The sequence below is a fragment of the Nitratiruptor sp. SB155-2 genome (assembly GCF_000010325.1).
Classification (GTDB): domain Bacteria; phylum Campylobacterota; class Campylobacteria; order Campylobacterales; family Nitratiruptoraceae; genus Nitratiruptor.
Window position 1 is genome coordinate 1,675,803 of record NC_009662.1, and the last position, 22,486, is coordinate 1,698,288.

At 34.9% G+C, this 22,486-nt stretch carries 20 protein-coding genes and 1 tRNA gene; 12 read left to right on the forward strand and 9 right to left on the reverse strand.

Annotated features, from left to right (window positions below):
* Positions 1-13: 13 nt before the first annotated feature.
* The 6 genes from tsaD to NIS_RS08865 are packed head-to-tail and all read right to left on the reverse strand — an operon-like array spanning position 14 to position 5,383.
* On the reverse strand, positions 14-1,003 hold the full coding sequence (tsaD, locus tag NIS_RS08840; protein WP_012083032.1) for a tRNA (adenosine(37)-N6)-threonylcarbamoyltransferase complex transferase subunit TsaD: 990 nt from the start codon (positions 1,001-1,003) through the stop codon (positions 14-16).
* The gene (locus NIS_RS08845; protein ID WP_012083033.1) at positions 1,000-1,557 is read right to left on the reverse strand and encodes an RBBP9/YdeN family alpha/beta hydrolase; all 558 of its coding nucleotides are present in this window, start codon (positions 1,555-1,557) and stop codon (positions 1,000-1,002) included. Before NIS_RS08845 ends, tsaD begins: the two co-directional genes overlap by 4 nt.
* Positions 1,550-2,266, reverse strand: a complete 717-nt coding sequence (locus NIS_RS08850) for a hypothetical protein (protein WP_012083034.1) — start codon at positions 2,264-2,266, stop codon at positions 1,550-1,552. The genes NIS_RS08845 and NIS_RS08850 overlap by 8 nt, the downstream gene beginning before the upstream one ends.
* Positions 2,250-3,314, reverse strand: coding sequence for a 1-deoxy-D-xylulose-5-phosphate reductoisomerase (gene dxr, locus NIS_RS08855; RefSeq protein WP_012083035.1), 1,065 nt, complete (start codon positions 3,312-3,314; stop codon positions 2,250-2,252). The genes NIS_RS08850 and dxr overlap by 17 nt, the downstream gene beginning before the upstream one ends.
* The gene (locus NIS_RS08860; protein ID WP_012083036.1) at positions 3,311-4,060 is read right to left on the reverse strand and encodes a phosphatidate cytidylyltransferase; all 750 of its coding nucleotides are present in this window, start codon (positions 4,058-4,060) and stop codon (positions 3,311-3,313) included. Before NIS_RS08860 ends, dxr begins: the two co-directional genes overlap by 4 nt.
* 12 nt (positions 4,061-4,072) lie before the next feature.
* On the reverse strand, positions 4,073-5,383 hold the full coding sequence (locus NIS_RS08865; RefSeq protein ID WP_012083037.1) for an NFACT RNA binding domain-containing protein: 1,311 nt from the start codon (positions 5,381-5,383) through the stop codon (positions 4,073-4,075).
* A 53-nt stretch (positions 5,384-5,436) separates the two neighbouring features.
* On the opposite strand from NIS_RS08865, the gene leuC reads away from it, so the two are divergent.
* From leuC to NIS_RS08920, 12 genes are all read left to right on the forward strand, one after another.
* Entirely contained in the window at positions 5,437-6,702 is a 1,266-nt protein-coding gene (gene leuC / locus NIS_RS08870) for a 3-isopropylmalate dehydratase large subunit (protein ID WP_012083038.1), read from the forward strand.
* On the forward strand, positions 6,699-7,391 hold the full coding sequence (sfsA, locus tag NIS_RS08875; RefSeq protein WP_012083039.1) for a DNA/RNA nuclease SfsA: 693 nt from the start codon (positions 6,699-6,701) through the stop codon (positions 7,389-7,391). Before leuC ends, sfsA begins: the two co-directional genes overlap by 4 nt.
* A 23-nt stretch (positions 7,392-7,414) precedes the next feature.
* Positions 7,415-8,665, forward strand: a complete 1,251-nt coding sequence (locus NIS_RS08880; protein WP_012083040.1) for an efflux RND transporter periplasmic adaptor subunit — start codon at positions 7,415-7,417, stop codon at positions 8,663-8,665.
* Entirely contained in the window at positions 8,655-9,317 is a 663-nt protein-coding gene (locus NIS_RS08885; protein ID WP_012083041.1) for an ABC transporter ATP-binding protein, read from the forward strand. The genes NIS_RS08880 and NIS_RS08885 overlap by 11 nt, the downstream gene beginning before the upstream one ends.
* Positions 9,295-10,488, forward strand: a complete 1,194-nt coding sequence (locus NIS_RS08890) for an ABC transporter permease (protein ID WP_012083042.1) — start codon at positions 9,295-9,297, stop codon at positions 10,486-10,488. Before NIS_RS08885 ends, NIS_RS08890 begins: the two co-directional genes overlap by 23 nt.
* Positions 10,485-11,678 carry an ABC transporter permease gene (locus NIS_RS08895; RefSeq protein WP_012083043.1) on the forward strand — a complete coding sequence of 398 codons (1,194 nt, stop codon included), beginning with the start codon at positions 10,485-10,487 and terminating at the stop codon, positions 11,676-11,678. The genes NIS_RS08890 and NIS_RS08895 overlap by 4 nt, the downstream gene beginning before the upstream one ends.
* Before the next feature lie 115 nt (positions 11,679-11,793).
* Positions 11,794-11,871, forward strand: a tRNA-Pro gene (locus tag NIS_RS08900).
* 331 nt (positions 11,872-12,202) lie between these two features.
* Complete coding sequence (locus tag NIS_RS08905; protein ID WP_012083044.1) at positions 12,203-14,266, forward strand: DNA phosphorothioation system restriction enzyme; 2,064 nt, start codon at positions 12,203-12,205, stop codon at positions 14,264-14,266.
* A gap of 10 nt (positions 14,267-14,276) precedes the next feature.
* A complete protein-coding gene (locus tag NIS_RS10300) occupies positions 14,277-14,420 on the forward strand; it encodes a hypothetical protein (RefSeq protein WP_158297284.1) in 144 nt (47 codons plus the stop codon).
* Positions 14,420-16,474 (forward strand): AAA family ATPase, encoded by a 2,055-nt coding sequence (locus NIS_RS08910; protein WP_012083045.1) that lies wholly within the window; start codon positions 14,420-14,422, stop codon positions 16,472-16,474. Before NIS_RS10300 ends, NIS_RS08910 begins: the two co-directional genes overlap by 1 nt.
* The gene (locus NIS_RS08915; RefSeq protein ID WP_012083046.1) at positions 16,474-16,935 is read left to right on the forward strand and encodes a DNA phosphorothioation-associated protein 4; all 462 of its coding nucleotides are present in this window, start codon (positions 16,474-16,476) and stop codon (positions 16,933-16,935) included. The genes NIS_RS08910 and NIS_RS08915 overlap by 1 nt, the downstream gene beginning before the upstream one ends.
* Positions 16,936-16,947: 12 nt before the next feature.
* A complete protein-coding gene (locus NIS_RS08920; RefSeq protein WP_012083047.1) occupies positions 16,948-18,711 on the forward strand; it encodes a DUF262 domain-containing protein in 1,764 nt (587 codons plus the stop codon).
* On the opposite strand, the gene NIS_RS08925 is transcribed toward NIS_RS08920, so the two are convergent.
* The 3 genes from NIS_RS08925 to dndC are packed head-to-tail and all read right to left on the reverse strand — an operon-like array spanning position 18,685 to position 22,401.
* Positions 18,685-19,107 carry a DndE family protein gene (locus NIS_RS08925; RefSeq protein WP_012083048.1) on the reverse strand — a complete coding sequence of 141 codons (423 nt, stop codon included), beginning with the start codon at positions 19,105-19,107 and terminating at the stop codon, positions 18,685-18,687. The genes NIS_RS08920 and NIS_RS08925 overlap by 27 nt on opposite strands.
* Entirely contained in the window at positions 19,104-21,092 is a 1,989-nt protein-coding gene (locus tag NIS_RS08930; protein WP_012083049.1) for an AAA family ATPase, read from the reverse strand. Before NIS_RS08930 ends, NIS_RS08925 begins: the two co-directional genes overlap by 4 nt.
* Positions 21,082-22,401, reverse strand: a complete 1,320-nt coding sequence (gene dndC / locus NIS_RS08935) for a DNA phosphorothioation system sulfurtransferase DndC (RefSeq protein WP_012083050.1) — start codon at positions 22,399-22,401, stop codon at positions 21,082-21,084. Before dndC ends, NIS_RS08930 begins: the two co-directional genes overlap by 11 nt.
* Between the last annotated feature and the right edge of the window lie 85 nt (positions 22,402-22,486).

The following is a 22,486-nucleotide window of genomic DNA, read 5'->3' on the forward strand; positions in this document are numbered from 1 at the left end:
ATATGTTACCTTTTTACACAAAACAGCTTCTTGGAATGGCAACAAGAGCATCCATATCGGTAAAATCGTTCATCAAAAATGCTTCCACTGCCGCCCTTCCTATCATAGCTGCATTGTCACTGCAATATTCAAGTTTTGCAAAAGCGATAGGAATGGCTCTTTTTGCACACTCTTGTTCAAAGGCTTTGCGAAGGGCCATATTTGCACTGGCTCCTCCTACGATGGCAAAATCGGAAGGTTTGTAAATTTCGCACGCTTTTTTCGTTTTTTGCAAAAGATGGGCAATTGCCGCTTTTTGAAAAGAGGCAGCGATATCTGCCATATCCTGCTCACTGAGATTTTCCATCTCACTCAGTGCCAGGCGCACGGCATTTTTCAAACCTGAATAGCTAAAGGCCAACTCTTTTGCATTTTTGAGTGGAATTGGGAAATCAAATCTATTTGCATCACCCTTTTGAGCCAGTTTTTCGATGACAGGCCCTCCAGGGTATCCAAGCCCCATCATCTTCGCCACCTTATCGAAACTCTCTCCAAAACTGTCATCCAGTGTCGTTGCCAAAACCTTGATATCTTTATACCCTTTGACATCAAGTATCATCGTATGGCCTCCGCTGACAAGGAGTACCATTTTTGGCAAAACAGCCTCTTTTTCGATAAAGAGCGAATAGACGTGACCGATGAGGTGATTGACGCCAATAAGCGGCACATTCAGGGCCAAATGAAGCGCCTTTGCCATCATGATGCCCTCAAGAAGGGTAACAGAGAGACCAGGCTCATTGGTAACAGCAATCGCTTTGATTTGTGGTAAAAACTCTTTTGCCTCTTCCAAAATTTTCGGCAATGCCTCGGCATGGAGCCTGCTTGCAAGCTCTGGGACTACTCCTCCATACTCGCTGTGTGCAAGCTCTTGGGATATTTTTTTGTGAAATAGAAGTTTATAATCTTTAATCCTTGTTATGGCGATAGAGCTATCGTCACAACTGCTTTCGATACTCAAAATCATATCGGCTCCGATACAACACTGGGATCTCTTTTGGCCCACTCCAGCACCCATGGCCACTTGCCATAGCCGCTTTTTTCATTGATATGCCCTGCATCTTGCAAAATGAGCATCTCGCAACCAAAATGGTTTTGCAAATAGTGGGCCTCTTCAAGGCGTAGGTATGGGTCGTTCGTCGAAACCACCAACTGCACCTCTTGTGCAAAAAGGTTTTTAGGTAAAACGTGTGGGAAAAACTGCTCCAGAAGTTTTATATCGGTATGCTTGCTTGGAGGTGCCACAAGGAGTAACCGCTCAACCTCATCAATCTCACCCTCTTCACACAACGCCATCCATACGGTACACGCAAGTGAATGACATATTACGGTTGTTGGCTTAAAATTTTTCAAATGCTTTTTAAACTGACTCATCCATTTACTTTTATTAGGATGGTGAGGATGATGGATAAGGGGAAAACTAACCGTTCCATACTCTTTGGCCAGTTCACCAGCCAGCCAGCTTTGCCAGTGGGGATAGTCGCTTCCTCCCCATCCGTGTAAAATCAAAAACCTATCCATCCTTTTTCTCCTCAACTTCTGCCTCTATCGGCTCCTCTTTTTTGTTCTCTATCTCTTTTGGAAGCTCTTTCGTCTCTCCTTTGAGTACGCCAAGCAGGCGTTGCTCTTGCTCAGGAGTGAGTTTTCCTTCTGCGATCGTATCGATGATCTTATTGGCGATTGCCACTTTCGCCTCGTTCTCTTTGAGACGAAAATATTTTTCCAAATTGTCGTGATAGGCGATAAGTTTGTCTTTTCTCTTTTTGTAAAAGTACAGCACGATCAAAACTACAACTAATATGATCACCAGTGCGATCAAAGAAAAAAGCAAAAACTGCTTTTTGAGTTCAAGCTCTTTTTGTGCGATAATCTTTTGATTTTGCAGTTCCAAAAGCTCTTTTTGCTTTTTGAGTTCCAGCTCTTTGAGTTTATATGTTTGCTCAATTTTTTGGAGTTCCAAAGCCTGCTTTGCTTTGATTTTGGCAATCTCCACCTCTTTTTGGGCTTCATTTTTGCTTCTTTGCAGTGCCAGCTTTTCTATCTCTTGCTGCATTTTTGTGAGTGCCAGCTCTTTTTGCTTATCCGCCTCTTCTCTAGCCTTTTGCAGTCTAGCTTCAATTCTCGCTTTTCTTTCCAAAAGCTCATCTTTTTTTTGTTCAAGTTTTTGCGTACGCTCCATACAGCCACTAAAAAGCAAAACGATCAATAAAAGATTAAAGAGTTTGAACATAGCCGCGCACCTTTTTGTCTATTGCAAATATAGCTTCCACGCTCTGCACTTCTGTATCGAAAAATTTCTCTATACTTCGCAAAACAGCCTCTGCAATAAACCCAAAAGCTTTCTGACCTTCGATAAATTGTTCGATTGCCGCTTCATTGGCCGCATTGACTACAACACCAAGTTCAGGGCGCTTGAGAAGCCGCTCTTTTATCTGCCATACAGGATAACGTTTTTGGTCAATTGGCTCAAAGGCTGTCTTTATCTTAAAAATATCTACAGATTCCAGGATTGGCTGATTACTGATACCAAGAGCATAGGCAATGGGAAGTTTCATATCGGGTATGCTCGCATGAAATGTGGTGCTGCCGTCTATAAATTCCACAATTCCATGAACAATCGAGCTTGGCTCAATCACTCCATCAATATTGTCACATCCAAAAAGCCAGTAGGCTTCCAAAACTTCAAAAAGCTTATTGACCATGGTTGCACTGTCGATGGTGATTTTCGTTCCCATACTCCAGTTGGGATGTTTCAGGGCGTCCTGCAGTGTAGCGCTCGCAATCTTTTCTATCTTCCAGTCGCGAAAAGCCCCGCCACTGGCCGTCAAAATGAGTCGTTTTGGTTTGAAACTGTTTTGCAAAAGGTACCAAAGTCCAAAATGTTCACTATCGATCGGCGTAATTTTGGAGGTATCTATAAATTTTCCCGCCACTACAAGCGACTCTTTGTTGGCCAAGGCCACTCGTTTGCCAAGTTCGATAGCTTTGAGTGTGGGCCGAAGTCCCAAAAATCCCACAAGAGCGTTGACAACCAGTTCACTCTCACACATTGCAAGCGCTGCCAAAATCCCATCTTCACCATGCAAAACGACAGGAGCATCAATCTTACATGGATTAGCGGTAACGACAATTCTTGGGTGGAAAATCTCTATCTGCTTTTTCAAAAACTCGATGTTGTTTCCAGCTACCAGTACCTCAACTTCGATTCCAAACTGCTTACAAATTTTCAGCGTATTTGTTCCGATCGAACCAGTGGAGCCAAGAAGCGCTATTTTCATAGCAGTCCTCTTAGCAGTATCACCATTGTTGGCGCTGCAAATAGATATCCATCCACTCGGTCAAGAATCCCTCCGTGGCCCGGCAAGATATTGCCACTATCTTTGACTCCGGCTCTTCTTTTGAGATAGCTCTCAAAAAGATCCCCAAAAACGCCAGCAAATGAAGCCAAGAGCGATATCACGATAGATTGCCACAACTCCACCAGTTGTACTCCATACCAGCTTCCAAAAATTGTGGCGACAATCACTCCACCAAAGACACCCTCCCATGTCTTTTTGGGAGAGGTCTTACAAAAAGGGTGTTTGCCTATGGCCCGTCCTGTAAAATAGGCTCCTACATCAGTCAAAGCCACAACGATGACAAGCCATACAAGCGCTTCCATACCAAAATCGTGGTACAAAGAGAGCAAAAATAGAAAGGAGGCCATTGGATAGAGAAAAGGTAAAAACTTCTTTGAATCCTTGTCTTGCGTAAAGGCTTCGTAGCCGGCAAAGACAAGTGCAACCAAAAAGAAGAGATCATCAGGGTTGGGATAGAATGATGCGACAATCCAGGTAAAAAATGCCCAAAAATAGAGAGAATTGTAGTTTTGCATTCCATACAATCGCATCGCTTCATAAAATGCAAGCAAAAAGATTATGCCAAAAAAGAGCCATGTGAGAAAAAAACTATCGATCCAGGCAACAAGGGCGACAACTGCAATTAAAACCACTCCTGTTACCATTCGTTTGGCAAATTCACTCATTCAATCCCTTTTTTATTCAATTGTAACACGGATCGTCTTATATTTTACATACTCCACGTTCGCTCCCTCTTTTGGCTTGACGTTTCGCCTTTGTGTATAGTCTACATTGTAACTGCCGGGATGTTTGGCACTGAAACTCGCACACAGTTTCGCCGCTTGCTCCAGCACTTCCATAGGTATGTTTTGTTTGTTTGTCGAAATAATCACATGGGCGGATGGCATATCTTTGAGATGCAACCAAACATCACTCGCTTTTGCTTTTTTCAAAAGCTCTATATTGCCTTTTCTGTTTTTGCCTATATAGACATCATAGCCAGCAATATTGAACCTTTCGTAGTTTTTATCCTTTTTGGACTCTTTTTTGGCACTTTTGCTAAAAAGCAGTTCTATATCTTCCACTTTTTTGGCATTTCTCACAAGATTGGCTTTCTTTTCCAAAAAGTCCAGTTTTTCTTGGATATTTTCTCTTTGGATGTGGATATTTTGCGCTTTTTGACGAAGCTTCTTTGCACGCTTGAAAAAGAGATCGCTCATCATCGCAGCACTTTTTGCCTCTTGGGGCAGTTCAAAGCGTATGGCATTGCCTTCAAAATCGGCTCCTTCATATACCCTTTGGTATGGTTTGATTGTATGGAGATTTGCCAGCACGATCTGCCCTTTTTTCTCCTCCTCGTTTGCTTCATGCAAAAGTGTACTTTCTTGATCAAGATTTTGTAGAAGCTGTTGGAGTTTCTCTTTTTGCTTTTGAAGCTGCAAGAGTTTTGATGTTTTTGCAATCTGCAGACGCTTTGCGAGATCTTCTTTATACATACCCAATAAATAGTTTTTTATATTTTCAATATGCAGTTCACTTCTATCAAGTTTATTGGGTGGAGTCAAAGGAAAAAGAGGACGACCAGGTTTGATATCTCTATGGAAATCGTGATGGAGTGCTTCAAGGACATTCCCCTTTTCATCCAACATGATGGCATTTGCATGGCGCCCGGTGAATTCAAGCTGCAAAATAGCTGACTCTTCTTTGTAGGAGCCCTTTTTCCTGCAGTGAATACGAACGATTTTATCATTCTCGTCAAGTTCTATTCTTTCAATGAGACTTTTTTTGCACTTTTTCGCAAGCATCTTGTCAAAAGGGGCGTTGTAAAACCTGGTTTTAACAAAATCGTCTCGCATATAGATGAGATTTTTACTGCGATTCAGATCAAAAAAGATCTCCTCTTTGTCAAAAACAGCCCGCAAAACATTATCATCCACTCTGGCAATATCATTGAGATGTCGAAACTGTTCAAGATACTTTACGATCTCCCGTAACTCTTTATACTTCATCCCTACCTCAATCTTTTTTGATAAAATAGCAAAAACTCTTTTAAAGGCGCATAATGGGTCAGACAATTACGGAAAAGATATTTAGCGAACATGTGGGTCGCGAAGTCAAGGCAGGAGAGATAGTTGAATGTGAACTTGATATGATCATCGGCAACGACATCACCACACCGATCTCCATCAAAGCGTTTCGAGACAGTGGTGCTAAAAAACTGGCAAAACCGGACAATTTTGCCATCGTTTTGGACCATTTTATTCCGGCAAAAGATATCGCCAGTGCCAATCAGGCAAAAATCAGCCGAGAGTTTGCCTATGAGCACAATCTCAAACACTTTTTCGATGAAAAGGATATGGGAATCGAACACGCCCTTTTGCCCGAAAAAGGGCTCGTGGTTCCAGGTGATGTGATTATCGGCGCGGATTCACACACTTGTACCCATGGAGCTCTTGGAGCCTTTGCTACCGGGATGGGGAGTACGGACCTGGCATACGGGATGATCACCGGCAAAAACTGGTTTAAGGTGCCGCCTTCTATCAAAGTCATCTACACTGGCAAACTTGGCGAACATGTATATGGAAAAGATCTTATCTTGGAGCTTATCAGAAGAATCGGCGTTGATGGAGCGCTCTACAAAGCCCTTGAGTTTACCGGTGACACCATAGAAAACCTCGATATGGACGGACGGTTCAGTCTTTGCAACATGGCTATCGAAGCGGGAGCAAAAAACGGAATCATCGCCGTTGATGAAGTAACAAAAGCCTTCTTGGCCGATAAGCCACTCGCACGTGAACCAAAAATCCATTATAGCGACGAGGATGCTGAGTATGAGCAAGTAATCGAAATCGATGTGAACAATCTTGAGCCGGTCATTGCATTTCCGCACCTTCCAAGCAACGGCCGTCCTATCAGTGAAGCGGCAAAGATGGATCTCAAAGTGGATCAAGTCTTTATCGGAAGCTGTACCAATGGACGCCTCAGTGATATTGCAATAGCGGCTGAGATTCTAAAGGGGCGAAAAGTTGCACGCCATACACGAATGATCGTCACTCCTGCAACGCAAAAGATCCTCAAAGAGGCAGAAAAGCGAGGCTATATCGATATTCTCATCGATGCAGGTGCAGTCGTATCCAATCCTACATGCGGAGCATGTCTAGGCGGATATATGGGAATTTTGGCTGACAATGAGCGATGCGTAAGTACGACAAACAGAAACTTTGTGGGCCGAATGGGAGCTAGAACGAGTGAAATTTACTTAGCGAACTCGGCAGTTGCAGCTGCAAGTGCCGTGGCTGGCAAGATCGCAGATCCTAGAGAACTGTGATCCTCTTTGATCTCACAACCTTGGGCGAGCTGACAACCGGCTCGCTGATAAAACGCCAAAACCGCTTTTTAGCGACTGCTTTTGTTGATAATCAAGTCAAAAAAGTCCATATCGCCGATACTGGAAGGCTTGAAGAGATCCTCACACCAAACAGGGCACTCCTTCTTTTAAAAAATCGCCCGGGTCTCAAAACCGACTACACCTTGATAGCTGCCAAAATGGAAGAGGGATGGGTTTTGATCAATACAAAACTTCACCGACCAATCGCACAAAAAGCGATTAAGCAGGGTGTTTTGGGATTTATTCCAAAAACACTCCAAGCAGAAGTACTTTTTGAAAACAGCAGGCTCGATTTCAAAGCAGACGATGCGTTTATCGAACTCAAAGGATGCAGCCTCGTCCAAGACAACCTTTGTCTCTTCCCCAATGCTCCAACGTCAAGAGGCGTCAAGCATATACGCGATCTCATCAAAGCAAAAGAAAAAGGTTTCAACGCCTATATCCTCATCATGGCCGTGAGAAAATGTGCATGCTTTAAACCGCATCCGACACGGGATCTAGAATTTCAAACAATATTTTTTAAAGCGCTCCAAAAAGGTGTTCGTTTCAAAGGCTTTTTTATACGAATCGATTCATCTTTACATGTTGTTTTTGATGGACCTTTGACACTGTGTCATGATAAGATATAATTGAGACAAAATGGATGGGTACAATGAAAAAAATCCTTTTTGCACTCTTTATCACTGCTTCATTGTTTGTAGGAGTTTTTTTTCTTTGGCAACATAATAAAGATCGAAACAAGCTCTTTCATACCGTCAAAGTAACGGTTGCAAAAGGGGATGTAGTCCAAAGCGTCGAAGCCACAGGGGTCATCAAACCTTCAGTGGGAGCGGAAGTTAAAATTGGAGCACGAGTGACTGGAATGGTCACAGATGAACCGATCAAAGTGGGTGATTTTGTCAAAAAAGGAACTACAATAGCCAAGATCGATGATCAAGAGCTCCAAAAAGCTCTTACGATTGCCAAAGAGGAGCTTCAAAAAATACTCGATACCTATCCAAAAGAGATAGAACGTCTCCAAAAAGAGGTCAAAAAAGCAAAACTCTCTGTCAAAAATGCAAAGCTTGTACTTGAAGCTGCCAAAGCAGATGCCAAAACGGCCAACTGGCTATGCGAAAACAAAAAACAACTTCGAAAAAGAAAAAGTATAAGCGAAAAAGAGTACAAGACCGTATGTACTGAAGCATACAGAAAACAAAAAAACTATGAAGAGGCTCTCAATGCCCTGCAACAAGCCAAACTCAACGCCCAAGCAGCACAACTGGCCCTGGAAAAGATGCAAAAAAGCTTCATCCACGATTCGGCAATTGCCAAAGCAAAAATGGAGCAAGCGAAAATCCGCCTCAGCTACGCTACAATCAAAGCCCCTTTTGACGGAATCATCACCTATATTTCTACACAAAAAGGCGAAACGGTAGTCGCAGGACTCAATGCTCCGCAGTTTGCGAAGATTCTTGATCCAAATCGATTGGAAAATCGTATCTATATCGACGAAACTGTCATAGCAAAAATAAAAAAAGGTATGCATGTCCTCTTTCACGTGGATAGTTTTGGGAAAAAAGATTTTCAAGGAAAGATCGATCAAATCTATCCTCAACCAGAGATTCAAAACGGGGTTGTCTACTATGTAGGCGTTGTCAAATCATTTAACGATGCTGCGTTGCTGCGGCCAGAAATGACAACACACAACAAAATCATCGTACAAATCATCAAAAATGTTCTTCGCCTCCCAAATCAAGCAGTCAAATTCAAAAATGGACACTTTTTCGTCTATCTCAAAAGGGGTAGCAAAGTGGTAGAACAGAGAGTACAACCCGGGATTTCCGATGAACACTATACACAAATCCTTTCCGGTCTCAAAGAAGGCGATATCGTTTTGATGGAGTCAAAGAGTGCTCATTGAGTGTAAACATATCACAAAAAAGTATCGTACTGGTGATATCGAAACGACTGTTTTAAAGGATGTAAGTTTCTGTGTCGAACAAGGCGAGTTCGTAGCCATCATGGGAAGCAGCGGAAGTGGAAAATCAACACTGCTCTATATCTTGGGATGCCTGGATAAGCCTTCTATGGGAGAGTATCGTATCAATGGAAACAATGTAGCCAACTTGAGCGACGATGAGCTTTCACATCTTCGAAACAGCATGTTTGGATTTATTTTTCAAGCTTTTTATCTCATTCCGTATCTCACTATCCTCGATAACGTTCTTGTACCAACGCTCTATGCCAAAACCTCTAAGTCGAAAGAGGATGCAAAAGCGCTCCTTGAAAAACTGCAACTCTTTGATAGGATAGATTTCTATCCAGATCAACTCTCAGGAGGCCAAAAGCAGCGGGTCGCCATCGCAAGAGCACTCATCAATGAACCCCAAATCATCCTCGCTGATGAGCCAACGGGGCAACTCGACACCAAAAATGCCAAAATAGTCATGGAGATTCTTAAAAACCTCAATGAAGAGGGACGCACAGTTATAGTAGTCACCCATGATGAAAACATGGCCAAATACGCTCAACGAGTGATTCGGATACAAGATGGTCAGATTCTATCTACGTGATCTTTTCGCATTTCTTTTTTTCTATAAAGGGCGCACGCTTTTTGCACTGCTTGGAATTGTTCTTGGCATTGCTTCTCTCGTTTTCATAGTAGCAGCCATCGAAGGCAGCCAACTCAAAGCAAAAAAGATTATCGACATGCTTGGAAGCGACACCATTTTGATACGCTCAAGCTTTGGAAGTCGCGTCTCTTTTCGACACATTCCCATGAAACTGGACATTCATCAATACAATCTCATCAAAAAAATAGATGGAATCAAAAGTCTTGACTACTTCTACGTCAAGAAAGTGAACGTAAAACGAAAGAACTTCGGAAAAAAACTGCTTGTCGAAGGTTTTACACTGGGTACGCTTGAACATTTTGGATATAGGCCCAAATGGGGACGGTTTTTCTTGCCAAAAGATTTTCAAAATTTTTCCAAAGTGGTGGTTGTCGGACAAGATATAGTCCAGGAGTTTTTTCAAGGAAAAAATCCTTTGGGAAAAACACTCTTCATCGGCAAAGAACCCTTTCGGGTTATCGGCGTCTATCAAAAAAGAGGGAAAAGTCCCAGAGGCAACAGCATGGATGAACGTATTATGATGCCTGTCTCTACATATAGAAAATTTATCCAGCATGAATATCAAAAAATATTTGCGATGGTGGCAAAAGTCTCCCGTGATGCCGACTATAAAAGAGTTTTGAACGATATTGAGACAATTTTAAACAAAACGCTCAAACCCGATGACTATTTTCTCATCACACCCCAAAAAATCATGAAGTTTCTCTCGATGCTCAGTACATCTTTGACGCTCTTTTTGGGTATAGCATCTTTTACGGCACTTTTCGTAAGCGGTTTTGTCCTTTCCAATATCTTTCTTATCAACAACAAAACACGAGCGTGGGAGCTCGGCTTGCGACGAGCAATCGGCGCAACCAAAAAAGATATTTTCTTTCGTATCATTTTTGAAGCTTCTGTAATTGCGCTGATGGGAGCGCTCCTAGGAACGCTCTTTGGATTTTTGAGTGTGCATTATATCTTGCCCCTACTAAAAATTCCTGTCCTCTATCCCATAAAAGCATTCTTCATAGCTACTATTTTTTCTATTGTCACCGCGTTTTTAGCCGCTTCATCTCCAGCTAAAGAGGCTGCATCGCTTAACCCGATAGAAGCATTGAGGCAACGCATATGAAGTGGCTTTACATAGAAGAACTGTACGCCTATCTTGCAAGGAATAAAAAAAGAACCGCTATTGCCATTGCAGGCATTGCACTTGGAGTACTGACATTGGTTCTCATGAGCGGTATCAGCGGAGCGATGCGACAAAAAACACTGCAAGAACTTGGGACATTTGGAAGCCGAATCATTGTCATTACGCCAGGTAATTTGATCGTTTTTGGCCATAAAAGTGCTATGCTGGGCAATGTACAAACACTCACAACAAGTGATGCTGTTGCGATCCGAGACAAGATTGACGGTGTAGAAGGCATTGCTTTGATGAAGAATGCGACATTGCCCGTCAGTACCAAAAAGCGCGTGGAACCAAGAGAGATCATGGGCGTCGATAGTGCTTTTTTTTCTCTTTTGGATTTTACATTTTTATGCGGAAGAACTTTTACAGATTTTCAAAAAGTAGCGGTAATAGGATCACAAACAACGAAAGATTTTTTCGACATCTCCTGCCCTCTTGGCCAACATATTTTTATAGCGAATATCCCTTTTTCTATTCGAGGGGTCTTGGCAGCTCGTGGCAATATCGGAATGGAAGATTATGATAGTACTATCTTTGTTCCAATAACCGTGATGCAAAGACTCCTTACAAAAAGCAACTGGCTCGATGCTATTTTTGTGCTCTCGAAAAGCAGTGATCAAAACAGATTTCTCATCAAGCAGATCAGCGATCTTTTACAAAAAAGACACGGCAAAAAAGATTTTAGCGTTATGGAATACGAAGTAGCCAGTGCAACTTCTTCAAAAATGGAACATCTTTTTTCCGTTCTCAGCATCATTGTTGCAACGATCGCCTATAGTGTAGGTATCCTTGGTATCATTGCCATAATGGCTCTTTCAGTCTATGAAAGGGTAATAGAGATAGCCATTAAGCGGGTTGTTGGTGCCAGGAAAACAGATATTTTTGGACAATTTCTACTAGAGTCAACGATACTCAGTATGGCAGGAGCGGTACTGGGCGCAGGAGTTGCTCTGATTCTTCTTTTTCTTATCGAATATATCGCCCATTGGCCATGGTTTATTCCTATTCAAACGTTGATTATAGCAACGATGCTCTCTATGATCATTGGTATCATTGCCAGCCTCTATCCGGCCTTCAAAGCCATCTCACTGGAGCCTCTAAAAATACTCAAGCTCTATGAAGAGGGCTAAGGCATAAAGCTCTGCATCTCTCATTAAAAAGATAGAATGTTTGGTATGAAACCAACTAATCTCGTCCAAATATTGACTTCGCAGAAGAATCGCTTTATAATTTCCATAAAAATTTCGGGGTGTGGCGCAGCCTGGTTAGCGTGCTACCTTGGGGTGGTAGAGGTCGCGGGTTCAAATCCCGCCACTCCGACCATTGATGACTTTCCAATAATCCCTATAAATTCGAATTTTATAAACCTTTTTAAGGAAATGAACAAATCACATTTGCTACCCTATTGCTACCCATTATTGCAATTTCATGGTTATGCTCACATATAAAAGCAGTGTTATAATACTTATATAGCATCTGTATTAACAGTTTCACCACTTTGTTGTATTCACATATCCATTCCAAATTATTCTTTTCGTTTTGTCCAATTATAGCACCATCAAGACAGAGTGATTTGATTGCATATAAGTTTTTTTTTAATTTCTAAATGTATAATAAAAAAATATCAATATTTTTAACTTTCATAAGTGGAATAATGTCATTAAAAGAACTTAATTTTAGATCCTCCTATAATACCTCTGAATCAGATATCATAAAAGATTTTTTCACTCCTGCATTTGAAAATTCCACTAGATACAAAAGGGGTGTTGGATATTTTACTTCTGGATGGCTATCTCAAAACGCAAAAGGTTTGGCAAAATTTATTGAAAATGGCGGAAAAGCACAATATATAACAAGTCCAATATTAGACAAAAATGATTTAGAAGCCCTACAAGGAAAATTTGACCCATCTCTATTGGATAAAAAAATATTAAAAAATATAAGTGTTTTAGAAAAAGAATTAGAAGAAAATACGAAGAATCTCCTTGGATGGTTAGTTTATGATGGCCTATTAGAGTTTAGATTTGCTATACCTAGGTATAATTTAGAAGGCGGTGATTTTCATGATAAATTTGGCGTATTTATCGATGAAGAAAATAATATGGTCGCATTTATAGGCTCCATAAATGAAACTATGAAAGGGTTTTTAAATTATGAATCCATAACAGTTTTTTGTTTATGGAAAGATGATACTAGTAAAAATTTTTGTATAGAAACTTACAAGAGATTTCAAAATCTTTGGGAAAATAAAGACCCTAATATTATGGTTTATGAAATAAATGATATTATAAAAAACAAACTATTTGAATTGAAGTCTTATTCTAGACCATACAAAAAACCTTCCCAAAACTTAATGATAGCTAATTACTTGCCTTCTATACCACCTGATTTCGAAATAAGAACATATCAAAAAGAAGCTATTAAAGCTTGGCTGAAAAATAATGGTAGAGGCATTCTATCAATGGCCACAGGGTCAGGGAAAACCAAAACAGCTTTATATACAATTGTGAAATTATTAGAAGAAATAAAAAGTTTACCAGTACTAATTGTTGTACCATATAAACATTTATTGGAACAATGGTATATTGAAGCAAAAGAATTCAATATTGAATTGATTAGATGTAATTCTGATTATCCAAATTGGCAAAAAGAGTTATCCACAAAAATTACTAATAACTTATTAAATAAAAAACCAGTTTTTGCAATCACAACTAATAATACATATAAAAGCAAGAAATTTCAAAGCCTCATTAATAGATTAAATAATCTATTTCTTATTGTTGATGAAGTCCATAATTTTGGAAGTAAAGAAATAAAAGAAAACTATCTCGATAATGCAAAATTTAGATTAGGATTATCAGCAACGCCCCAGCGACACTTTGATGAAGAAGGTACAAAAGCATTATTAAATTATTTTGGCAAAATAGTTTATGAATTTACATTAAAAGAAGCAATAGATAATGGTTATTTAACTGAATATTATTATCATCCTATTTTTGTTTATTTAACTGAAGAAGAAGAAAAAGAATATATAGCCCTTTCTGAAAAAATATCTCAATTTCGTCCCATCAATGAAGACAATGAAGAAAATATTCCTGGTTTTTTAAAAATGTTACTTATCAAACGAGCAAAAATCATTGAATCTGCACAAAATAAAATACACAAATTAAAAGAAATATTAACAAAAAATAATTTAATTAATTCCAAAAAAAATCTTTTTTATGTATCATCAGAAATTGAATACAAAAATGATAAAAAAATTCGTAATATTGATAAATATACAAACCTTTTAAGAAGTCTAGGCATGAATGTTGAACCATTTACCGCATTAGAAGATAAATGGCAAAGAAATAATCTAATAATGAAACTAGAAAATGATTTAATTGATGGCCTAGTGGCTATAAAATGTCTTGATGAGGGTGTTGATATACCTAGTGTGAGGAGAGCTTTTATTTTATCAAGTAGCTCTAATCCAAAAGAGTTTATACAACGAAGAGGCCGTATTTTAAGAAAAAGTCCTGGCAAAAAATATGCACATATTTATGATTTTTTGGTTATACCTCGAGGAGCAGATATTGAAAATTTTGAATATGAGAGAAAATATTTAGAAAGAGAGTTGAGAAGATTTCAAGAATTTGCCAAATTAGCCAAAAATTCTTTAGAAGCAGAATCTCAAATATTTGAAATTAAAAAGCAATACAATTTATTACATATATAAAGGATATCAAATGAATGAAAATAAAGAAAAAAATAAAGAATTACTAAAAGAAATTAAACGAGAAATTTTAAAAATGGAAAAAGAAAATTTATATATTCATAAATCTGGATTAAAAGAAAAAATTATTAGACTTATTAAGGCAAGGACAAAATAATGTTTTTGAAAACATTGGTTTTAGAAGATTTTAGACAATTTAAAGATAGACAAATTTTAAATTTAACAACAACAAATGAAAAGAATATAGTTTTAATTCATGGTGAAAATGGAGCGGGAAAAACTACGTTGCTCGAAGCTTTTTCCTGGTGTTTATATGGAGACTTGGCTCTTACGAATCCAAATAATATTTTAAATGAATATGTCTTTTTTAATATGGGTGAAAAAGAATCAAAAATTGCTAGAGTCTCACTATTATTTTCTGATAAAAAAAGAGAATATATTGTTTCAAGAAGCGTAAAAGTAACAAATATAGATAATAAACAATATTGGACAAAAAATGATATAACACTAGAAATGACTGTAAATGGACAAAAAATTAGTAATCCTCAAGATACAATAAAAAAAATCTTAAGTAAGGAACTACGAAAATATTTCTTTTTTGATGGAGAAAGAATTGATAGACTTGCAAGACCAGAAAGCAAAAAAGATATCCAGCAAGGTATCAAATATATTATGGGTCTAGAAGTTTATTCTAATGCTATTAGACATCTAAAAGAAGTAAAAAAAGAGTTAAATAAAGAATTAACAACTATTATGGAAAAAGAATCTCCTGCCGAAATTTCACCAGTCCAAAAAAAAGAAGAAATTTTAGAACAAATAGATCAACTAAAAACTGCTATAAAAAATCATCAGGAATTTGAAGTTCAAAAAGAAGAAGAAAAAAAATTAATAAGCCAAGAGCTTGAAAAACATAAAGAAATAGAAAATATAGAAAGAGAAAGACAGAGAATTGAAACTGATCTTGAACAAGCAAATGAACAAATTCAAAAAATCGAAAAAAAAGAAAAATCTTTTATCAGCAAAAATGCATATCTAGCTATATCCAATAATTTATTAGAGAAAATAAAAAAATATCTAGATAAAAAAAGAGAGAAAGGAGAGCTTCCTTCTGGAATTAGAGAACAATTCATCCATGACTTGCTTGAAAAAGGTGAATGTATATGCGGTACAAAGTTAGAAGTTGGCGATTTTCATTATGAGCATTTAAAAAAACTTCTCGAAAATACTATCAAAAAAAACATAGAAGATAATTTTATAAATATAAGCGGTATCTTGGAAAATGTTATTGGTTATACAGATGAATTTAAAAAATTATTGGAAGAGTTGCATCAAGAAAAAAATGAATTAATAAAACAAAGAGATTCTTTGGAACAACAATATTTAGAAATCAAAGACAAACTCAAAAATAGTGATAATATAAATATAAAAGAATTAGGTAAAAGATTAGAATATGTAGAAAATAAAATAAAAGAGATAATGGAAACTCTTGGTGAAAAGAAAGAAAAACTGAATAGGTTATATAAAGAGTTGCAAGAAGTAGAAAATGAAATACAAAAACATCAAACATTAAATGAAAAAATTGCATTAGCAGAAGAAAGAGTGGAAATTGCTCAAAATATTTTAGATGAATTGGAATATGAATATGAGTTTTTAACTAGAGAAGTAAAAAATAAACTTTCTGAAAAAGTTGGTGAAGTATTTAATTCAATAATCCGGGGCGATTATAGTGCAGAAATCAATCATAATTTTGAACTAAAGGTATATAAAAATATTGATGGAAACAAAATACCTGTAGGAACATCAACAGGAGAAAATCAAATCGCAAGCCTTTCATTTATTGGTTCTTTAGTCTATATAGCAAAAAAATGGGATGAAGAAAATCAAGGTGATATTTTTACTGGTGCTGGTGTTTACCCTATAGTTATGGACTCTCCTTTTGGTTCTCTTGATCCAGAATATAGAGATAGTATTACAAAAAATCTACAAAAGCTATCTCCGCAAATTATAGTCATGCTATCAAAATCACAATGGAGCAAAGAGGTTGAACAAAATCTAGCGCCATACATAAATCATGAATACATACTGGTATATCATAATCCAAAATATAAAGAATTATCCAATGATTATAAAACTATTAACATAGATGGGCAGGAACATCCTTTGGAAGTTGATTCTGAATATGAATATACTGAAATTAGAAGGATCAAATAATGAGAGATAGAATATTCGCAGACCAAGATAAAAGATATCTATTTGAAAAACTATGTTTAGATAAAAAAGAGAACATTTTTAACTCTAATAAAGATTTAATATTATTCGCTGCAGCTTTAGGCTACAAACATAATCAAAAATTTCCATTGAAAAAAAGAGACACCGAAATACCTCTTGCTGTTTTTCAAAGAGACAAAAAAGATTTTTATTTCATAGATATAATAGCTTTAGGAGATTTGGAAGATATCTCAATTTTGGATTGGGATAATGGTGATATTGTTGATAAAAAACTCGGGATTTTTGAAGAATACGCAAATGCAGGTCTTGTTATAATTGAACATAAACTTTTTCGAGAAAGTGGAGATGTGTATGACAATTTACTACAATTAATTTATAAAGAGATAAATGAAAAAGAAGAAGATGAAGAATTTAACTTATCAGATTTGATAGAGAAAATTTAAGAGGGAGAAAAGATGAAAGGCGGATTAAATTATAACGAAACGAAATTTGTTGATACCAATGTTAAAAAATTAGTCGATTTGATTACAAATTTAAATTTAACTGTTCCTCCACATCAAAGAGATTATTCTTGGGAAAGAGAAGAAATAGAAGAATTTTTAGATGATGTAGATTATTTAATGTCTCAAGATTTTAACAGTATTGAGGCTTTACCTCATTTTTTAGGAGCATTCGTTTTCATAGAAAACAATGAAGACAAAAGTTATGAAATAATTGATGGTCAACAGAGAATTACGACTACAATGCTATATTTTAATGCTATAAGACTTTTAGCAAAAAAATATATAAAAGGTGAAGATATTTCAACAATTCTTGCAAGGTGTCATGAATATATATATAAAAGCCGTCCAGGCCAAGAAGTTAAGTTAAGATTGAAACTTGGCAGGGCAGATGATTTTTTTAATAAGCTTTTAAAAGCTGATAAAATTGAAGATATTAGTAAAATTTTTAATTCTTTATCTAAAAAAAGAGATGTAGACATAAAACTTTATAATGCATTTGAAATTATTTATTCTCATATAGAATCTAATATTAAAGATGATTTAGTATCTAAAAAATTATTAAAATATATTGAAGCAGTCCAAACTATGATGGTAGCTATTGAGATAGTAGTCCAACAACCAGGCATTGCATATATTATATTCGAGACATTAAACGCAAGAGGAAAAGAATTAAGTGCAGCTAATTTGATTAAAAATGAACTTCTAAAATATGCAGAGAAACAAAATAGTTTTGATAATGTGTTAAATATTTGGTCAATGATGGTAGAGGAAATTACTCAATATGAAAAAGCTGATATTACAGATTTTTTGATAAATTCTTATTGGTCTAATTTTAAATATATTCCTCAAACAAGTCTTTTTAGTGGAGTTAAAGAACTTTTAGAAGAAATTACAGCAAAAGAGTATGCCGAAACTATAGAAAATGATTATTTAAATTACACAAAAATAGCTGGATTTAATAAAAGTGTAGATTCTAAATTTTCTAAAAAAGTTATTTCGACATTAGAAGATCTAAACGATTTTTTGAATATAAGAAGGATTTATCCATTATTATTAGCTGGTGCATATAAATTAGATAATAATGATTTTGAAAAGTTAGTAATAAAAAGTGTAAATTTTGCTTTTAGATATAAAACAGTGCTTAATAAATCTGCAGATACATTGGTAAAACTTTCTTCAAATTTGGCAATTAAACTTAGAAAAAATGAAATTACTTTAAATGAGATTTATGAAATTTTTAGAAAAGAAGCAAGTGATAGTGATTTTAAAACAGCTTTTACTGATTTTAGGCCAGGAACTAATAAGCTTGGATTTTATGTTATTAGAAAGATTGAAGATTATTTATCTCAAGGTCAAGGTGTTAAAGTTTTAGACCAATCTCCAAATCAACATCTAGAACATATTCTTCCCAAAAGACCTACACAAATAGATTGGCCTAATATTTTTAATGGTGATGAAATTGACGATAGATTTAATATTTATGTCAATAAAATCGGTAACTTAACAGTCTTAGAAAAAGATATAAATCAATATATAAAAAACAAATCATTTAGTTTTAAAAATTCTAATGATGAAAAAAAAGATTATCAACATTCGGTTTTAAAATTACCTAAAAAAATTCAAAATTATTTAGTAGATAATAAATGGAATTTCGAATCTATTGATAAAAGAGGAGAGGATCTAGCTAAATTAGCTGTTGACGTTTGGGCTCTTTAAAAACTCTTCTTTAATCCACTCAAAGATATCACTATTTTCATTTAGTGAAGAGGCTAAAATTTGAAAGCCTCTTTCACAGTGATATTCAAGTCTTTTTTCAAATTCTTTTTCATTTTTAAGTTGAACATTATCTGCATTTGCTGCTATTACTGCTATTATATCATTATAGTCACCTTGCTCGCCTGATAACTCAAGTTTACCTTTACCAGTAATGACCTCAAGATTATAAACTTTTCCACCAGAAAAATCTATTTTTTTTGTCACATCTAGTGGTTTGTTAAGTGATAGAGAAACAAAAATTGCAAAACGAATAGTTATCCACTTTGGTTCATTTTCAAATCCTAAAAGTTTTGCTATTTTAGGTATCTGTTTTTCAACAAAAGAAGTAGTTCTCAAGACATTATCTCCAATTTTGGCTGATATTTAAATTTTTGAAAAATATATTTATTTCCAATTTTTTCTACAGAAGTTGCGGAACCATTGTTATGTAATATAAAAGTCTCTGAAATTAAAGGCTCAAGATTTTTAAAAGCTGGATTTCTTAATTCGCTTGGTGTAGGCAAAATAATAACTTGACTAGCTGCATTGGGATAAAATTTATTTAGTATCAAGGATTGATTTTTATCATCAAGTCTTCCTAGGGGGGTATCTATAATCATTGGTATATCTTGAGATATAAATTGAGATATTCCCCAAATTAAAGCTGTCGCAATAATCTGTTTTTGTCCAGAGGAACTTGACAAAATATCTAATGGGTTATTATTTTTATCCACAAGATTGATATGAAAATCATCATCTAAAATAATCCTATCTGCTTCGTAATTTTCTTTTTTTAGCATTTTAAATTTTTCATTTATTGTTTTTTCTAATTGTGCTCTTTTTTCTTTTTTTATTTCTTGTTTTATGAATTTTACTACTTCTATGATTCCATTTAATGTTTCTATCTTTTTCATTACTATAGAGTTATTAAATTCTCTAACACTATATTGCCCAATCTCTCTTTTTAAACTTTTTATTTCAGTATTTAATTTCTCTATTTTTTGATTTAAGTTTTCAATTTTTTCTTTTTGTTTGCCTATCATCTGAGATAAATTATTCAAATTCTGAAGATGAGAATCAAATAGTTCTTTATTATTTTCTTCTACCTTTTTTTCCAAATCAAATATTTCCATCTCTAATAATTTTATTTGGTCTTTTGTTTGTGATATTTCATATAATAGTTGAGATATATTGATATGAGGTAAACTATAGAATTGCATTTCTACTTTTAAAGGATCAGCGAATAAAACTGATAAATCATCTGATTTAGCTTTAAAAACTTCATCAAAAATCTTTGATATTTTCTCTTTTTCTTCCGATTTGTCTATTTTTGATAGTAACTGCTCTTTCTTTTTTATTAGAGTTTTTTCATTAATAGATATTCTATCTTGGTAATTTTCTTCTATATCATTTTTAACTCTATTTAACAATTCAGAATTTAATAATAGTGGCAATTGCAGAAAAGAAATATTTTTGAACTTTATCAATAAATCTTTTAATTTTTCATTTTCTTTTGTTAGCTTTTCTTTTTTTTCATCCAATTGTTTGGTCAATCTGTTTTTAATATGTTTAATTTTATTATTTAGAAGATTCCTCTCCTTCTCCAAATCCTTAAGAATTTCATTCTCACTGGATAAATCTTTTTCTATTTTTTCTAATTCTACTTGCTTCTTTTTGTATTCTTCTTCTAAAAAGTCCAATTTATTTACAATTTCACTATCTAATTCTTCTTTATTTATTTTTCGTGCTAAAGTTAATGAATCCAAAACAATTTGATCATATATGTTTAAATCTAAAACATCTTCTAACATTTGTTTGAACTCATCATGGCTAAAATCTGCAATAGTTTGAATTTTTTCTCCATCAAAGAAGAAAAATTTTTGCATATATGGAGAAATTTTTGAATTTATAATATCCTGTGCCTCATCATCTTCAGCAATCAAAATATCTTCATGATCGTAAACTGCTAATTTCTCAACAAAGCTTTTGCTATGTATTAAAAATGATCGTTCAATTTTTAAAATTTCATCATCTTCTAATTCAATAAAAACTTTACAAAAGTTTTCTCCTGCTCTTTTTGCATTTCTATTTAAAATTCCACTGAAATTCTTCAAAGGATTACCTAGTATAAAATCTTGCTTTGATAACGTAGTAGACCCAATATTCAATATATCTTTCGTTAATCCATGTAATCCAATTTTTACAGAGTTTATAAATGATGTTTTTCCAAAACCATTTTCACCAATTATTAAAATAATTGGTTTTTCACTATTAGAAAAATAAAAAGATATATTTCCTCTATACGAAAACATATTTTCAATTGTGATGCGTTTAAACTTCATTCAATTGCCCTCTAACATAGCCAGTTATTAGTTCATCATATTTAACTAATAAACCATATCTTCTAAATTGATTTTTATAATCATACTCTAACTGAATAACCTTTTCGACTAGTTCTGCAGACACCTTGTTTTCTTTACATTTTTCAACTATTTTCTCCTTGATTTTTTCGTCAAAACCGTACATGTTCTTTATTTTTAAGTTTCTCCCATATTGGTTAGCTATTTTTATAGCAGTATCAAAAATATCTCCATCATGATTCCATAGTTTTTGAATTTCTAGAATCTCTTCATCTGATATTAATTTTTTATTTTTTAAATTTGGAGCTAATTGTTTTTCTATTTCCAAAAGTTCTTGAAAAAGTTCCTGACGAATAGAAAGTAAAAAAGGTCCAACTGCTTTTTGTCCATTTCTTCTTCTATTTTGTCTTTTAGAATGATCATATCTGTATATTTCTAATTTATTTCTAAATTCATGTAAAGGAGCCATCCAGAGATCTTCTTCATTTCTTAACATATTTTCCATAGATTTATCTTTACTTACAACTGTACAAACCCAGCAACCAAATCTAGTTTTTCCACAAGATGGTGCTTCAGGATTTAAAGCAATATTACAATCAGCCTCACCCGAACCTTTATCATAGAGTTTCATCATATCTTTATGTGAACCCCAAGGGGCTTGATTTTTACTTAAATATGTCCAAACATCTGCATTAGACCAATCTCGTATTGGAGAAAAGACAAAAGCATTAGGTATAGAATCGTGTTTTGAGAATCCCCTATGATTCAAAACTCTTTTTTCTATTGATTGTGCCCTATTTTGAGATTCAGCACTTCTCACTCCTAAAAGCATAATGATAGATTTATGCTTATATGCAAGATTTTTTAAAAAATATGTAGCTGGTTTAATTTTTAATCTATCCGTACACCATCTGAAATTTTGATTGGGTGATGGATAACCTTTACCTAGCAACAATGTCCAAAATGTTTCACTAACTTTTGGTTTTAATACTTTGATTTCAATATTTAAATTTAAACCTGATTTGTCTATAAAATCTTGTATTGCTTGTAATTTATTATCTAAATATTCTTCAATAATGGGCATTTCCACTTTCGTATCTGAAGAAACAATATATACTTTTTTTAAATCCTTATATCCTTCTTCTTTTAAATCTAACAACATTTCAATTGTTAATTGAAGTACAGCAGTTGAATCTTTACCACCTGAAAAAGTAATTACCCACGGTCTATTGTCTATTAAAAATTCTTCTCTTAATTTTTGTTTTACAGCTTTTACTTTTTCTTCTAACATTCTGACCTCAAATTATATTTTTTTAAATTATATCCAATTTTCAAACTTTTCCAATAGGAAGTTGATAATTAATATTATCTTATTT